Source organism: Agromyces sp. NPDC055520 (assembly GCF_053619715.1).
The window spans coordinates 1-15,540 of the sequence record NZ_JBSHJY010000035.1; the positions used below are offsets into that span (position 1 = coordinate 1).

Consider the following 15,540-nt stretch of genomic DNA (forward strand, 5'->3'; position numbering starts at 1 on the left):
GCGGTCGAGGCGGCGGCCGGGTTCGCGCCGGGCGATGCCCGGCTGCCCGAACTCGATGCTGCACTGGCGGGGGTGATCGGGTCGGTCACGACGGCCCGGTTCCGGCAGCGTGCCCGCACGATCCTGGCCCGACTGGAACGCGACCACGCCCAGGCCGCGCACGCCCGTGCGGTCACCGAACGCCGAGTGAGCATCGTCCATGTGGAACACGGCATGTCGTGGGTGAACCTGTACACCACCCAGATCGAAGCGGCACGCATTCAGGCGCGTCTGGATGCGACCGCTCGCCGCGACGCCGGTGTCCCGGGTGAGACGCGCAGCATGGACCAGCTCCGTGCCGATACCGCGGCCGCGTGGTTGACCGGGGCGGGCACCCCGACCGCGGCCCGCACCGAGGTCATCGTCACCATCCCACTGCTGAACCTCACCCGCACCCCCGGCAATTCCGGCACGGGATCTGGAGCGGGCATGAGTGCGGGTGCAAGCACGAGTGCGGGCGCGGGTGCGGGCGCGGGAGAAAGCGCGAGTTCAGGCGCGACAGGCCTCGGTGGTGATCTGGCGATGCTCGACGGCGTCGGGCCGATCGATGACGCGACCGCCCGGCAACTCTTCGCCGACGCCCCCTCGTTCCGGCGCCTGGCCGTCGACCCGGTCACCGCCGCCCCGCTCGTCTTGGACCGCACCAGATATCGGCCGACCCGGGCGCAACGCCTCTGGCTCGCCCTGACCCACGGCCGATGCTCCCGACCCGGCTGCAACCGGCTCGCGATCACCGCCGACCTCGACCACGACCACGCCTGGGCACACAACGGCCCGACGAACCCCGACAACCTCTGCCCCCTCTGCCGAGGCGACCACACCCTCAAACACGCCACCCGATACACCCAGACCAAGAACCCCGACCACAGCGTCACCTGGGCAAGCCCCACCGGCCGCACCTACACCGACCCACCACCCTTCTGACGATCTGCGAGCCCTGGAGTGCCGAGTCCCTTCCGATCCCCGAACCCGTCCCGAGCCTCACGGCACCCATGAGGTTCGGGTGACCGGCGCGAAGTGGCGCTTGCCGGTCGTAATCACACGGCGCTTGCCGGTCGCAGACCTGTGATGACTCGCGGCGCGCGACGTTCAGTGCGCAGCGCCCGCAGCGCCCGCAGCGCCCACGGTGGCACCGGGAGGCGCGGTCGTGCAGCCGTTCAGGAGGCGAATACATAGCCCCGACAGAGAGTGTCGCCCACGCGAATCGCGGAGTGTCGCCGTGCCGCCCGACTCAGTTCGCGCGCTGCTCGCCTCGCGTACTCGCCGAGCCGAAGGCCGCGATGCGCGCGCTCGCCTCGGGCGTCGCGAAGGCTGCGCCGATCGTGCGCGCCTCGTCGTCGAGCGCTTCGGCGAAGGGCCGCTCGAGACCCGAGCGCACGAGGCGCTTCGCCTGTCCGAACGCGGCGGTCGCGCCGTCGAGCCACGACTGCGCGATCTCGCGCGCCCGCGCCTCGAGCGCCTCGGGCGCGACGACCTCGGTCACGAGCCCCCACTCGAGCGCCTCGGCGGCCGAGAGGGTGCGCGAGGTGAGCGTGAGTTCGAGGGCGCGCCGGGTGCCGACGGCCTCGGGCAACAGGGTGCTGACCCCGCAGTCGGGCGTGAGCGCGACATCCGCATATCTGCTCGCGAACGTCGCACGCTCGGAGGCGACGACGAGATCGGCGACGAGCATGAAGCCGAGCCCTCCGCCGGCGACGGGGCCCTGCACCGCCGCGACGATCGGCTTGGCGCTCTCACGCAGCGTGCGGTGCCCGTCGTGGATCGCGTCGGCGAGCGCCGTGATCGTCGCGGAGGCACCCGCCGCACCGGAGGCACCGGAGACACCGGAGGCACCCGAGGCACCCGCTGCGAGCTCCGACATCGCCCGCACATCGCCGCCCGCGCAGAATGCGCGGCCGTTGGCGTCGAAGAGCACCGCACCGATGTCGTCGCGTTCGGCGATCTCGTGCGCGAGCGCCTGCCAGCGCGCGATCGCGTCGGGGTCGACGGCGTTCAGCCGGTTCGGACGGTTGAGGGTGAGTCGGGCGAGTCCGCCCGAGACCTCGAACAGGATCGCGTCATCGCTCATGCTGCTGAAGTGTAGCGGCGTACGATGCCAACGGAGCACGCCGCCAGCGCCGCTCGCCCGTCAGACGCCGAAGTTCGCGCTCGGTGCGACGAGCCGCTCGATGAGCCCGGTGTCGGTGAAGCTCACGACCATCACGGCGAGGTTCCGAGGCTCGGTCGGCGCCTCGGGTCGCGGCGGCAGGGCGACGATGCCGATGCGCGAGATCACGCTCGTGCGCCCGCTGGTCGGATCGGTGTACGGCGGCGAGGTCTCGACCCCGATCGTGAGGGCGGTGGCCGGGTCGCCGACGCGCACGCCGGTCGCGGCGCCGACCCCCGCCACCGTCGCGATCGGCAGGGCTCCGGCGGACGGACCCGACACGAACACGTAGTGGTTCGGGTTCTCGGGCGCCCCGCCGGGCGGGTCGGTCTCGGTATCGAAGAGGCGCAGGTCGCCCCACACGTGGTCGATGCCGCTCGGCGTCTCGATGCCGCCGGCGTTCGGGGTGTCGACGGGTGCGCCCAGGTAGGTTCTGAGGCCTGCGACCACCTCGGCCGTCGGCTGGAAGTAGTCGAAGCTCGCGAGCGCCGTGCCGTCGGCGCCCAGCACGGTGATCACCTCGGCAGAGAAGGCGATGGATGCCGCGACCGGCGCCTCGGGGGTTGGCGGCGGTGTGCTCGGGGCGGGACTCGCTGCGCTCGGCGACGGCGACGACGACGGTGCGCCGCCCGGCACGCAGGCCGAGAGCGCGGTGAGGGCGGCGAGCGCGATGGCGATGGCGAGTGCATTCCGCTTCATGGCGTCACCCTATTGGGTGTCGTCGCGCAGCGCCTCGGGGCGCGCACCGAGCCGGCGGCCGGCGGGCTGGCCGCCGGGCCGACGGTCGCTCGGCCGGCGCGGCGTCACCCGGCGGCGCCGTGCGCCTGCTCGAGTCGCGAGGCGCGTGCCACGAGCACGTCGAGCACCGTGCGAACGGCGAGGCGCTCCGCGACATCCGGACGCACCAACGCGACGATCTGCCGACTGGATGCCACGCCGCGCAGCGGCTTCAAGACGATCGAATCGGGCACCGCGCCGCTCGTGAACCTCGGCACGAACGCGATGCCGAGGCCCGCCTCGATGAACGCCTCGATGATGCGCATGTCGCTGAAGCGCTGGCTCACGGTGGCGCGCTGCCCGGCCCGCTGCTCGATCGCGTGCAGAATGCGCTCGAACGGGAAGCCGGGCGGCACGCCGAGCCAGGTCTCGCCCACGAGGTCGGACGGCGTCAGGTGCGCCCGGCCGGCGAGGCGATGGTCGGCGGGCAGGCCGATGTCGAGCGGTTCGGTCAGCAGCGGCACGGCCTTCAGCCCGCGGCCGCCCCACGGCAGCACGCCGGGCATGGTGTGTGCGAGCACGATGTCGAAGTCGCTCGTGAGGTCGGCGAACTCGGCGAGCTCGGGGTCGAGGTCGGTCGCGTGCACGACGAGTCCGGCGATCTGTGCGAGATCGGCGAGCACGGCCGGCAGCAGGGTCGCGCCGATCGTCGGGAAGGTGAGCAGCGACACCTCGCCGCCCGGAGCGTTGCGGAACTCGTCCCACAGGGCGGTGGCGCGTTCGAGGGCGATCGCGACGTCGGCGGCGCTCCGCGCGAGCGCGTGGCCGGCGCTCGTCAGCACGACACCGCGCCCGCTGCGTTCGGTGAGGGGCATTCCGGCCTCGCGTTCGAGCACTTTGAGCTGCTGCGACACGGCCGACGGGGTGCGTCCGGTGGCCTCGGCCACCGCGGTCACGCTGCCGCGCTCGGCGAGTTCGCGCAAGAGGTCGAGTCGACGTACGTCCATGAAGCCAGCCTACAAGGTCATTGTAGAATTGTGAGCTTGTGCTGCAAGATCATTCGCGGTTCAATTGAGGTGTCGAACACGTGCAATGGGGCATCGCAGCTCGATCACCCGCTCGTCTTCGAAAGGATCCACCATGCTCAGCCTCATCGTGCTTCTCAGCGTCGTTTCCGTCGCCGCAATCGTCGGCTCCATCGTCGTCACCGCACGCGACGGCTACCGCCGTCAGCCGCGAGAGACGTTCGCGCGCACCGTCTAGGGCGCGATCCCCGGGGGTCCGTTCCCCGGACAGAAGGGCCGCCGCGCAGGGGAGGGACACCCTGCGAGGTGGCCCTTCGTCGTGTCGCTCGTCGTCGTCGTACATGAGCCGATATCGTGTGCCGCAGATGACTCGTCTGGGGGAACGATGGCGCATGTGGTGGCGACCGGCGCGGGCAAGGCCATGATGGAGCGTCGGGCCGACCCGACGCACGACTACATACTGCAGCTCACCGGCAAGGTGCGGCCACGCGTGCTCTTCGTCGGCACGGCGACCGGCGACGACGCCGCGTACATTCTGAGTTTCTACACGACGTACGACTCCGACCGCTGCGCACCGCATCACCTGCCGCTCTTCCACCGGGCGGTCGACGACCTCGCCGGGTTCGTGAAGGGGTTCGACGTCATCCACGTCGGCGGCGGCAACACCGCCAACATGCTCGACGTGTGGAAGCGCCAGGGCCTCGACGAGATCATGCGCGAGATGTGGCAGGACCCGAACTCGAACACCGTCTTCACGGGCGGCTCGGCCGGCGGCATCTGCTGGTTCGAGGGCGGCACGACCGACAGCTACGGGCCCACCCTGCAGGTGCTGCCCGAGGGCCTCGGCTTTCTGCACGGCAGCTTCTGCCCGCACTACGACGCCGAAGACCAGCGGCAGCCGCTGTTCCACGCGGCGCTGCTCAGCGGTGAACTCCCCGCGGGCTACGCGGTCGGCAACCTGCAGTCGCTGCACTTCGAGGGCTCCGAGTTCGTGACCGCGATCAGCCCCGTCGACGACCCGCTGGCCCTCGAGGTCGAGGCGGTTGGCGGCCGGATCGTCGAGACGAAGCTGCCGACCACGGTGCTTGCGAGCACCGGCCCGATCGTGACGGGTCCCTCATCGTGAACGACAACGTCTGGATCCTCGTCGCCCAGCTGATCGTCGTCATCCTCGCGATCTTCATGGGCACCCGCACGAGCGGGATCGGCCTCGGCGTCTGGGGCCTCGTCGGCGTTGCGGTGCTCGTCTTCGGATTCCAGACCGCTCCCGGCAGCGCGCCCGTCGACGCGGTGTTCATCGTGCTCACGGTCATCACCGCGGCATCCGTCATGCAAGCCGCCGGAGGCATCGACTGGATGGTGTCGGTCGCGGCGAAGGCGATCAAGTCGCGGCCGAAGTCGGTCGTGTTCCTCGCGCCGGCGATGTCGTTCCTCTTCACCGTGGGCGCCGGCACCGGCAACATCTTCTACCCGCTGCTGCCCGTCATCTACGACGTGTCGTACGACCAGAAGATCCGGCCCGAGCGCGCGCTGTCGGTCTCGGCCGTCGCCTCGCAGGTCGGGATCCTGTGCAGCCCGGTCTCGGCGGCGACCGCGTCGATGGTGGTGCTGCTCGCGCCGAGCGGCGTCGACCTCGGGCAAGTGCTGCTCATCATGTGGCCCGCCTCGATCGTCGGGCTCTTCCTCGCGTCGCTCGTCATGTTGAAGCACGGCAAGGATCTCGACGACGACCCCGAGTTCCAGCGGCGACTCGCCGAGCACCTCATCAAGCCGCCGGCGGAAGACACGACCGAGCGCGAGCTGCCGCGCAGCGCGGTGCTCTCCGCCTCGATCTTCCTCGCCGGCGTCGCGTTCATCGTCGCGATGGGCCTCTTCGAGGGCCTCCGCCCGATCATCGGCACCGACGACGACGGCGACCCCGTGCGTGTCTCGGTGACGGTCATCATCGAGGTCACGATGGGTGTCATCGCGGCGCTCATCTTCGTCACCTGCAAGGTCAAGTCGGCCGATGTGCCGAAGCAGTCGACGTTCCCCGCCGGTATGGTCGGCGCATTCGCGCTCTTCGGCATCGCGTGGCTCGCCAACACCTTCGTCGCCAACAACAACCAGCTCATCGTCGACGGGCTCGGTGCGCTCGTGTCGGGGTCGTCGGCGTTCTTCGGCGCCCTGCTGTTCGCCCTCGCCCTGTTCCTCGTGGCGATGCTCACGACGAGCCAGTCGAGCGCGACGAATGCGATCGTGCCGATCGGCCTCGCGATCGGGCTGCCCGCATCCCTGCTCGTGGGCCTCTGGCCATCGGCGATGGGCATGTACACGCTGCCGGCGAACGGTTCGCAGGTCGCGACGGCCGCGTTCGACCAGACCGGTACGACCAGGCTCGGCAAGTTCGTGTTCGACCACTCGTTCCAGCTGCCGAACCTCGTGTACGTCGTCTCGGCGATGATCGTCGGCGTGGCGCTCTCGTTCGTCGTCGTCTGACCCGGTCGTCGCGATGGCAGAGGCGGTCGCCGGCGCCGTTCCACACCGAATCGAGGGGTGGATGTCGCGGGGCCGCCGCACCCCGCTGCAGAATCCTCCCCTTCCTCTCAGGCAACCGGGTCGTAGAGTATTCGGGTGACCCTCCGAGAGCCTCAGCCCATCGCCGCCGCGCGCGCACAGTTGATCGACTTCATCGCGGCCGACGCGGTGTTCCACGGGGACTTCACCCTGACGAGCGGCAAGAAGGCCACGTACTACGTCGACCTTCGCAAGGTCAGCCTCGACCACCGGGTGGCCCCCCTCATCGGACAGGTCATGATCGACCTCATCAAAGACGTGCCCGACGTGGTCGCCGTCGGCGGCATGACCATGGGCGCCGACCCGATCGCCGCGGCCGTGCTGCACCAGGGCGCAGCACAGGGCCTCGCCTACGACGCGTTCGTCGTGCGCAAAGAGCCGAAAGACCACGGTCGCGGCAAGCAGGTCGAGGGTCCCGACCTCGCCGGCAAGCGCGTCATCGTGCTCGAAGACACCTCGACGACCGGCGGATCGCCGATCAAGGCGATCGAGGCGCTGCGCAAGGTCGGCGCCGAGGTCGTCGCCGTCGCCGTCGTCGTCGATCGGGCGACCGGCGCCCGAGAGGTCATCGAAGCAGAAGGCGTGCCCTACCTGTACGCTATCGGGTTGGAAGACCTGGGGTTGGACTGATGAGCAGCGACGGGATGGGACTGGGGGGCGACGGCGCCGATTGGCTGCTCGCCCAGCTGGCGGGCGGCGACGTGTCGCGCCGCGATGTTCAGCCGCCACCCGTCGCGCCGCCTGCCCCACCCGCGCAGCCGGTCGCGCCGGCAGCCCCTCCCGCGCTGCGCACCCCCGCTCCGCGTCGAGAAGAGATGCTCGACTGGTTCTCAGAGGCGCCCGCCCCGCAGCCCGACGCCGCGACTCGAGAGCTTCCCGTGGTCGGCTCACCGGTGCCGCCCACGCCGGCACCGCAGGCGACGCCGGCCGCGGCCGCTGCTCCTGGTGCTCCCGGTGAGCCTGGTGCTCCCGGTGCTCCAGCCGCCTCCGCGCCGGCATGGACGCCGCCGTTCGCGGTGAGCCGGCCCCAGCAGCCGCCCGCTGCAGCCCCTGTCTATCTCACCGCGGTCGAGCCGCCCGTCGGCGCACCGGCTCCGCCGGCCGCGCCCGCCGTCTGGCCGCCGGCATCGCCCGCCGCCCAGCCGCCGGTTGCGCCTGTGGCGGCACCGGCACCCGCGCCGGCACCCGCGCCGTCGCCTTCTGGACGCCCTGCCGGCCCTCCCGGCCCTCCCGGACCGGTGACGCCCACCGCGCCGTTCGCACTCACGTGGAGTGCAGACGAACTCGAATCGGAAGACGCGATCCGGGCGGCGTTCCGCAGCCTGTCGGAGCCGCAGTCGCCGTCGACGGGCGGCCACGGAGCATCCACTGCACCGATCGCGCCGGCTGCGCCGGCTGCCCAGCCGGTCGTACCGCCGACTCAGCCGGTCGCGCCGGCGACCGCGGCGACGGTCGACGAGTCGCCGTTCGCGGGATTCGCGCCGCCGCCCGTCGCGCGGCAGTCGTTCACCCCGGTTTCCACTCCGAGCGAGGCGGTCGCCGCGGCCGAGCCGGCCCTGCCGGTGCATCCGACATCGCCGCCCGCCGCACCGCCCGGATGGGGCGACCGCCGACCCCGCACTGCCGCCGCCGCCGCACCGCCGCCCGCCGAGCCGGCACTCGCCGAGCCGCCGGCCGCGCCGACACCCGCCGCCGCTCGATTCGATCACGAATTGTGGGCTGCGCTCAATGAGTCCGAGCAGCCGTCGGCATTCGCGCAGCCGGCGCCGACCGCGCAGCCGGCACCGCCGGTTCCACCCGCATACGTCGCGCCGTCTGCATACGTCGCTCCCGCGCCCGCTCAAGCCGCGCCACCTGCGCAGCCCGCCGCGCCGGCCGAGCCCGTCGCATCGGTCGAGCCCGTGGCGCCTCAGGTCGCACCGGCGGCACCGCGCGTCGAGCGCGACCGGTTCGCCGCGTTCGCTGCCGACACCACCGATCCGTTCGCGGCACTCAACGAAACGAGAGTCGTTCCCGTGCAGCAGGCCGCACCGGTCGCCCCCGTGACCCCCGTGGCCCCGGTTGTGCCCGTCGCGCCGGTCGCGTCGCCCGAACCCCGGCCCTTCGCTTCGGCGCCGGCCGAGTCCGACCGTCGAAGCGGGTTCCCGATGCTCGAGGTTCGCGGAGTCGCCGACGATCGCGTGAACGCCGTCGTCAGCGCACCCGCTCGAGAGGCGAGTGCGTTCAACACCACGCCGTTCCCCGCATTCGCCTCGGCTTCCGGTGGCGGCGCGGGCGGCGACAACGACCCGACGCGCGAGCCGCCCGCGCCCGTCGACGATCTGCTCGCCTCGCTCGGCGGCGGCGGTGCGCCGCGCGGTCGCGGTGCCGTACCGCCGGCGGCCGGTGGTGCGGCCGGTGGCGGCGGCTTCGGCGCGAACCCGCCGACAGCGCCGGTGCCCTCGGGTCTCGATGCGCTCGGTCTCGGTTTCGACGACGAAGCGGATGACGCGGACGCGTACGACGACGCCGAGCAGCCTTCGGCCTTCGACGACCGTGAGGCGGCGGGCATCCGCGGCCGGTTCTTCGGCCGCGGCGCGGTCGACCCCGAGCCGTCGTTCGACGACGATGACGATGACTCGTCGATCGCGCGCGAGATGGCCGAGAAGGGGTATTTCTGGAACCTCACACCCGACCCCAACGCATCCGACCCGAAAGACAGCCCCGAGTCGGTGGCGAGCGCGCTGCTGGCTGAGTCGGGCGCCGGCGCATCCGAGCAGGGGGAAGAGTTCGACCAGGCCGAAGCGTCCGATGAGTTCGCCATCGACCCCGAATGGGCGTTCCCCGGCCAGGCCGCACCGGCGAGGACCGAGCAGTTCGAGGCATCCGATGACGATTCGCTGAGCGCGCTCTTCGGGGCGTCGGGTGCGACGCCGGCGACGGGCCACGACCCGCTCAGCGGCCAGCGCGTCGTGAACGATCCCTTCGCCTCGCCCTTCGGCGGTGACGCAGGCGGCGGCTTCGCGACCGCACCGATGCCCGGCCACGTGAACGGCGGCGTCGGCCCGCAGCGGACCGGTGGCGGCAACGTCGGCGGTGGCTCAGGCGGCCCGGGTGGCCCGGGTGGCCCGGGTGGCAGCGGCCGCTCGGGGGGCAGCGGCGGCTCAGGCGCGGGCACACCGCCGGCGCCGAAGGGCAGCACCCGCACCCGCACGTTGATCTGGGTCGCGGGCGGACTCGTCGTGCTGCTCGTGCTCGTCGGACTCTATTATCTGGGCACGATGCTCTCGGGCGGCGGCGGTGCGAACGAGGCAGCCGGTGGCAGCCCGTCCGCGAGCTCGTCCGAGACGCCGGTCGAGGCGCCCACCGCGCCGCAACCCGCCGGCGTGCACGCATGGAACACCCTCTTCGGCGGCGAGTGCATCGAGCCGTTCGAATCCGTCTGGGTCGAGGAGTTCACCGTCGTCGACTGCACGACCCCGCACGCCGCGCAACTCGTCTATCGGGGCACGTTGCCCGGCGATGAGGCCGCGCCGTTCCCGGGCGAGGCCGCGCTCACCGAGCAGATGCCGGTGCTGTGCCGGGCGGCGGGCGTCTTCGACCCCGCACTCGTCGCGGGCATCCCCGATCTGCAGGTGCAGGGCAGCTTCCCCGTGACCGAAGAGCAGTGGGCCGAAGGCCAGCGCAGCTACTACTGCTTCGCGAACCGCGCGGGCGGCGAGCCGCTCACCGGGCCGATCAACGGCCCCGGCCCCGCGCCTGCGGCCTGACGACATGAGACCCGATGACGACGGCACCGCGATCGACGCCGGCACCGGCATCGCGCGCGGCCGGGTCGTCGTCATCGGCTCGCTGAACGTCGACTCGACGAGTTACGTCGCCGCATTCCCGGCGCCCGGCGAGACGATCCTCGCCCGCGACTTCAACGTCGCGCTCGGTGGCAAGGGCGCGAACCAGGCCGTCGCGGCACACGTCGCCGGGGCCGCGGTCGAGTTCGTCGCCTGCGTCGGCGACGACGCGAGCGGCAGCTTCGCGCGCGACACGCTCGAACGGCTCGGGGTCGCGACCGCCGCGATCCTGCGCATTCCGGATGCCGCGACCGGCGTCGCCCAGATCACCGTCGCCGATTCGGGCGAGAACACCGTGATCGTCACCGGCGGTGCGAATCTCGCTCTCACCCCGGCCGTCGTCGACGCCCAGCGCGACCGCGTCGCCGGAGCGACGGTGGTGCTCACGCAGGGCGAGCTGCCGCCGGCGACGATCGATCGCCTCGCGGCGGTCGCGACCACGCTCGGCACCCGCTTCGTGTTGAACCTCGCGCCGCCCGCGCCGGTCTCGGCCGCCACCCTGTCGGTCGCCGATCCGCTCGTGCTGAACGAGCACGAGGCGCGCGCGGTCGGCATCGGCACGGATGCCCCGGCGGGCGCGTCACTCGACGAGTGGCGAGACCTCGCGGCATCCGCTGCCGGCGGCATCGCCCGCTCGATCGTCGTGACGCTCGGCGCGGCCGGTGCCGTCGCGGCGGACGCGACCGGCTCGTGGCAGGCGCCCGCGCCGCGCGTGACCGCGGTCGACACGACAGGCGCGGGCGACGGGTTCACGGGCACGCTCGCGGCGTTCCTCGCCGAGGGGCGCGCCCTGCCCGACGCGCTCGGCATCGCCGTCGCCGCCGGCGCGCTCGCCGTTCAGGCGCGCGGCACGGTCGGCTCCTACGCGCCCCGCGCCCAGGTGCTCGCAGCGGCCGGCGAAGATTCGACGAGAGAGTGAGCGTGCGATGCCCATCCCCGTGATCATCGACTGCGACCCCGGACACGATGACGTCTTCGCGTTGTGGCTCGCCGCGGGGCATCCGTCGCTCGATCTCGTGGCCGTCACGACCGTGGGCGGCAACGCTCCGCTCGAGCATACGACCCGGAATGCGCGGATCGCGCTGACCGTCGCCGGCGTGACCGGCGTGCCGGTCGCCGCCGGTGCCGCCGCGCCGCTCGAGCGGCCGCTGAAGACGGCCGAGTGGATCCACGGCGACAACGGCCTCGGCGGGCCCGAACTGCCGGAACCGACCGTACCGCTCGACCCGCGCTCGGCGACCGAGCTCATCGCCGACACGCTCACGGCATCGGCCGAGCCGGTTGCGATCATCGCCACGGGCCCCATTACGAACATCGCGATCCTGCTGCGCGATCGACCGGAGCTCGCCGAGCGCATCCGCGAGATCGTCTGGATGGGCGGCTCGACCGAGCGCGGCAATGCGACGCCGTACGCCGAGTTCAACGCCCTCGTCGACCCCGAGGCGCTCGATCTCGTGCTGCGCAGTGGCGTGCGGTTCACGATGGTCGGGTTGAACACCACGCATCTCGCGCTCGTCACGCCGGCCGTGCGCGAGCGGATCCGGTCGCTCGGCACCCGCACCGCGGCGTTCGGCGACGAGCTGTTCGAGTTCTTCTGCCGCACGAACGACGAGGTCTTCGGCATGCCCGACGGGCCACTGCACGACCCGGTCGCGGTGGCCGTGCTCGCCGACCCGGGTTGCGTCGAACTGCGCCGCACTCGGCTCGATGTCGAACTCGTCGGCACCGTGACGGTCGGGGCGACGAGCGTCGACCTCGACGGCCGGCTCGGGCGCGAATCCAACGCCTGGGTCGCGGTGGCGCTCGACGTCGACCGGTTCTGGACGGGCGTCGCGGCGGCCGTCGCCCGGCTCGAGTAACTGCGCGGCCCGAGTGACTGCGCGGCTCGCGGCGTCGGCGTAGAGTGACCGGTATCGCAGGGAGGCCGGGCATGGACTGGACATTCTGGCTGGGCATCGTCGTCATCGCCGTGCTGTGGGGCGTGACGCAGTGGGTGTTCTCGTTTCGGCGGCACTCCGAGAAGCAGCGCGGTGCCGACCGCGAGGCCGCAGACGCGATGATCGACGTCGAGCGCGGTAAGGAGCAGGGCCGCTACTGGTCGGGCTTCGGCGGCTGAGCAGCACCTGCGCAGCGACTGGGCAGCCGCTCGGCTACAGCTCGGTCTCGGCCGGTGCCACGGCGACGAGGTCGGCCACGCCGTCGAGGATCTCGTCGGGCCGGAACGGATACTTCTCGATCTCGGCCTGATCGCTGATGCCCGTCAGCACGAGGATCGTGTGCAGGCCCGCCTCGATGCCCGCGACGATGTCGGTGTCCATGCGGTCGCCGATCATCGCGGTGTTCTCGGAGTGCGCGCCGATCTTGTTGAGCGCCGAACGGAACATCATCGGGTTCGGCTTGCCGACCACGTAGGGCTCCCTGCCCGTGGCCTTCGTGATGAGGGCGGCGATCGCTCCGGTCGCCGGCAGCGGGCCGTCGGCCGAGGGACCGGTCGCATCGGGGTTCGTCACGATGAATCGTGCGCCCTTGTCGATCAGCCGGATCGCCTTCGTGATCGCCTCGAACGAGTAGTTGCGGGTCTCGCCGACGACGACGTAGTCGGGGTCGGTCTCGGTCATCACGAAGCCCGCGTGGTGCAGCGCCGTGAGAATACCGGCCTCGCCGATCACGAACGCCGAGCCTCCCGGCAGCTGAGACTTCAAGAAGTCGGCGGTCGCGAGCGCGCTCGTCCAGATGCGGTCTTCGGGCACGTTCAGGCCGCTCGAGCGCAGCCGCGCCGAGAGGTCGCGCGCGGTGAAGATCGAGTTGTTCGTGAGCACGAGGTAGGGGGTGCCCGCGTCCTCCCACTGCTGCAGCAGCTCGGCGGCACCCGGCAGGGCGTGGTTCTCGTGGACGAGCACGCCGTCCATGTCGGTCAGCCAGCACTCGACTTCTTCACGTCGTGACATGTCACCAGCCTAGGCCGCGCAGATCACCGGTCGATGTCGAATGGATGTCGCGTGGTCGCACACCGCCCGACCGCGCCCGTGCGGCGCGCGCTACGCAGAGACCCAGATGGCGGCGGCGACCTCGCGTTCGAGCATCAGCTCCACGGCGCGTCCGGAGACCAGTGCGGTGACGAGCAGGCGTTCGGGCGAAGCATCCGTCACCTCGATCTCGATGCCGGGCCCGACGCCCGACTCGTCGAGTTCGCGCAGTACCGAGGGGTCGCGGTCGCTGATGCGCAGCACCGTGCCGCGGTGCGCGGTCGGGGCGTCGGCGAGCAGCAGGGCCGGCTCGCGCGCGAGCACGCCGTCTGACGAGGGGATGGGGTCGCCGTGCGGGTCGTGCGACGGCCGCCCGAGCCGGGCGTCGATCGCCTCGAGCAGTCGGTCGGAGATCGAGTGCTCGAGGATCTCGGCCTCGTCGTGCACCTCGTGCCAGCCGTAGCCCATCTCTTGCACGAGCCAGGTCTCGATCAGTCGATGCCGGCGCACGACCGCGAGCGCGCGCGCGGTGCCGGCCTCGGTGAGCCGCACCGCCCCGTAGGGCACGTGCGAGACGAGCCCCTGCGCCGCCATCTTCTTCACCATCTCGGTGACCGACGAGGGCGCCACACCGAGCTTGCCGGCGAGCACCGAGGGCGTGATGGGGTCGGGCTGCCACTCGGTGTGCGAGTACACCGTCTTCAGGTAGTCCTCGATCGCGGGGCTGGTGCTGGGCATCGCCTCCAGACTATCGGGCGGTGCTCACCCGGCCGCGCCTCACGCCCCCGTGAACACGAGCCAGAGCAGCACGCCGTTCAGCGTGATGAGAAAGACGGATGCCGCGACCCCGGCCGTCGTCGTCGCCCAGTGGTTCCTCCACCGGCCGAGCACACCGGCCTTGGCGGTGAGCGCCACGAGCGGCACGAGGGCGAACGGGATGCCGAACGACAGCACGACCTGGCTCAGCACGAGCGAGAGGGTCGGGTCGAAACCGAGCCAGAGGATCGTCAGGGCGGGGATCAGCGTGACGAGTCGGCGGAGGATCAGCGGCACCCGCACGTGCAGCAGCCCATGCATGATCTCGGCGCCGGCGTACGCGCCGACCGAGGTCGAGGCGAGGCCCGAGGCGAGCAGGCCGACCGCGAACAGGGTCGCGATGACGGGACCGAGTGCGACCCCGAGCGCCGCGTAGGCGCCCTCGAGGCTGTCGGTGCCCTCGACGCCCGCGAGGTTCACCGCAGCGAGCAGCAGGATGCAGAGGTTCACGGTGCCGGCGATCGCCATCGCGATCGAGACGTCCCATCGGGTGGCCCGCAGCAGCAGCCCCGTCGGCACGTCGGTCGCGGTGCCGGGCAGCAGCTCGGGGGCCTCGGAGCGGCGGCTGATGCCGAAGCCGTGCCACGCGGCCTTCGGGCCCGCAGCCCCGGGCGACGTCGACAGCGGGGCCGCGCGCCGGGTGACGAAGCGGTCGCGGCTGAGGGCCGAGTGCGCGTAGATCGCGTGCGGCATGATCGTCGCGCCGAGAATCGACGCGGCGAGCAGCACCGAGTTGGCGTCGGCGAAGCGGGGCACGAGGCCGGCGAGGAGCCCTGCCGGGTCGGGTGGCGCGACGAAGACGCCGACGGTGAAGCCGATGGCGATGATGAGGAGCAGCCCCATGATCACAGACTCGAAGGTGCGCGGGCCGCGCCGCGACTGGAGGATGAGCAGCCCGATCGAGACGGCGCCGGTGATGAGCCCGCCCCACACGAGCGGCACGCCGAAGAGCAGGTTGAGCGCCACAGCGCCGCCGATGACCTCGGCGAGGTCGGTCGCCATCGCGACGAGCTCGGCCTGCAGCCAGTACGCGCGTCGCCCCCACCGGTTGCGGATGCGACCGCCGAGCACCTCGGGCAGGCTGCGTCCGGTGACGATGCCGAGCTTCGCCGAGAGGTACTGGATCAGCCACGCCATCACGTTGCCGAGCACGACGACCCAGACCAGCAGGTAGCCGTACTGCGCGCCTGCGGTCATGTTGCTCGCGACGTTGCCGGGGTCGAGATAGGCGACGCCGGCGACGAGCGCGGGGCCGATCAGCCAGGCGACACGGGGCACGGATGCCGCGCGCTCGCGCTGGCCGGCGGTGCCGGGCCCGACCTCGCTCTCGAGTGCGCTGCGGTTCGCGGGCATCTCTTCGTCGAGCGTTTTCGGCATGCCTAAAATCTAGCAAAATTTCGGCGCACCGAAAAGTCTGACGACGGCCCGGTTCCCGTCGAGGTCGGCGA

General features: G+C 71.8%; 15 protein-coding genes. 9 read left to right on the plus strand and 6 right to left on the minus strand.

Going from position 1 to position 15,540, the window contains the following annotated elements; translation table 11 throughout:
• Positions 1-963 (plus strand): DUF222 domain-containing protein (locus ACWGST_RS13080; RefSeq protein ID WP_452047104.1); only part of this gene is annotated, 963 nt, incomplete at its 5' end.
• Positions 964-1,270: 307 nt separating this feature from the next.
• Here the strand turns inward: ACWGST_RS13080 and ACWGST_RS13085 are convergent.
• From ACWGST_RS13085 to ACWGST_RS13095, 3 genes are all read right to left on the minus strand, one after another.
• A complete protein-coding gene (locus ACWGST_RS13085) occupies positions 1,271-2,107 on the minus strand; it encodes an enoyl-CoA hydratase/isomerase family protein (RefSeq protein WP_452047105.1) in 837 nt (278 codons plus the stop codon).
• A 60-nt stretch (positions 2,108-2,167) separates the two neighbouring features.
• Entirely contained in the window at positions 2,168-2,884 is a 717-nt protein-coding gene (locus ACWGST_RS13090; protein ID WP_452047106.1) for a hypothetical protein, read from the minus strand.
• 104 nt (positions 2,885-2,988) lie between these two features.
• Positions 2,989-3,909 carry a LysR family transcriptional regulator gene (locus ACWGST_RS13095; protein WP_452047107.1) on the minus strand — a complete coding sequence of 307 codons (921 nt, stop codon included), beginning with the start codon at positions 3,907-3,909 and terminating at the stop codon, positions 2,989-2,991.
• A gap of 133 nt (positions 3,910-4,042) precedes the next feature.
• Here ACWGST_RS13095 and ACWGST_RS13100 point away from each other — a divergent pair, with 133 nt between their 5' ends.
• The 8 genes from ACWGST_RS13100 (at position 4,043) to ACWGST_RS13135 (ending at position 12,426) form a co-directional block, all read left to right on the plus strand.
• A complete protein-coding gene (locus ACWGST_RS13100; RefSeq protein ID WP_452047108.1) occupies positions 4,043-4,165 on the plus strand; it encodes a hypothetical protein in 123 nt (40 codons plus the stop codon).
• Positions 4,166-4,312: 147 nt separating this feature from the next.
• The gene (locus ACWGST_RS13105; RefSeq protein WP_452047109.1) at positions 4,313-5,053 is read left to right on the plus strand and encodes a Type 1 glutamine amidotransferase-like domain-containing protein; all 741 of its coding nucleotides are present in this window, start codon (positions 4,313-4,315) and stop codon (positions 5,051-5,053) included.
• Entirely contained in the window at positions 5,050-6,405 is a 1,356-nt protein-coding gene (locus ACWGST_RS13110; protein WP_452047110.1) for an anaerobic C4-dicarboxylate transporter family protein, read from the plus strand. The genes ACWGST_RS13105 and ACWGST_RS13110 overlap by 4 nt, the downstream gene beginning before the upstream one ends.
• 159 nt (positions 6,406-6,564) lie before the next feature.
• Positions 6,565-7,113, plus strand: coding sequence for an orotate phosphoribosyltransferase (pyrE, locus tag ACWGST_RS13115; RefSeq protein ID WP_452047133.1), 549 nt, complete (start codon positions 6,565-6,567; stop codon positions 7,111-7,113).
• A complete protein-coding gene (locus ACWGST_RS13120; protein ID WP_452047111.1) occupies positions 7,113-10,232 on the plus strand; it encodes a hypothetical protein in 3,120 nt (1,039 codons plus the stop codon). The genes pyrE and ACWGST_RS13120 overlap by 1 nt, the downstream gene beginning before the upstream one ends.
• A gap of 4 nt (positions 10,233-10,236) precedes the next feature.
• Positions 10,237-11,229 (plus strand): ribokinase, encoded by a 993-nt coding sequence (locus tag ACWGST_RS13125; protein WP_452047112.1) that lies wholly within the window; start codon positions 10,237-10,239, stop codon positions 11,227-11,229.
• 7 nt (positions 11,230-11,236) lie between these two features.
• Complete coding sequence (locus tag ACWGST_RS13130; protein ID WP_452047113.1) at positions 11,237-12,169, plus strand: nucleoside hydrolase; 933 nt, start codon at positions 11,237-11,239, stop codon at positions 12,167-12,169.
• Positions 12,170-12,240: 71 nt separating this feature from the next.
• A complete protein-coding gene (locus ACWGST_RS13135; RefSeq protein ID WP_452047114.1) occupies positions 12,241-12,426 on the plus strand; it encodes a hypothetical protein in 186 nt (61 codons plus the stop codon).
• A 34-nt stretch (positions 12,427-12,460) separates the two neighbouring features.
• On the opposite strand, the gene ACWGST_RS13140 is transcribed toward ACWGST_RS13135, so the two are convergent.
• The 3 genes from ACWGST_RS13140 to ACWGST_RS13150 all read right to left on the minus strand — a co-directional run bounded on the left by ACWGST_RS13140 (position 12,461) and on the right by ACWGST_RS13150 (position 15,469).
• Positions 12,461-13,258 carry an HAD-IIA family hydrolase gene (locus ACWGST_RS13140; protein WP_452047115.1) on the minus strand — a complete coding sequence of 266 codons (798 nt, stop codon included), beginning with the start codon at positions 13,256-13,258 and terminating at the stop codon, positions 12,461-12,463.
• 90 nt (positions 13,259-13,348) lie between these two features.
• A complete protein-coding gene (locus ACWGST_RS13145) occupies positions 13,349-14,014 on the minus strand; it encodes a metal-dependent transcriptional regulator (protein ID WP_452047116.1) in 666 nt (221 codons plus the stop codon).
• A gap of 39 nt (positions 14,015-14,053) precedes the next feature.
• Complete coding sequence (locus ACWGST_RS13150) at positions 14,054-15,469, minus strand: Nramp family divalent metal transporter (protein WP_452047117.1); 1,416 nt, start codon at positions 15,467-15,469, stop codon at positions 14,054-14,056.
• Between the last annotated feature and the right edge of the window lie 71 nt (positions 15,470-15,540).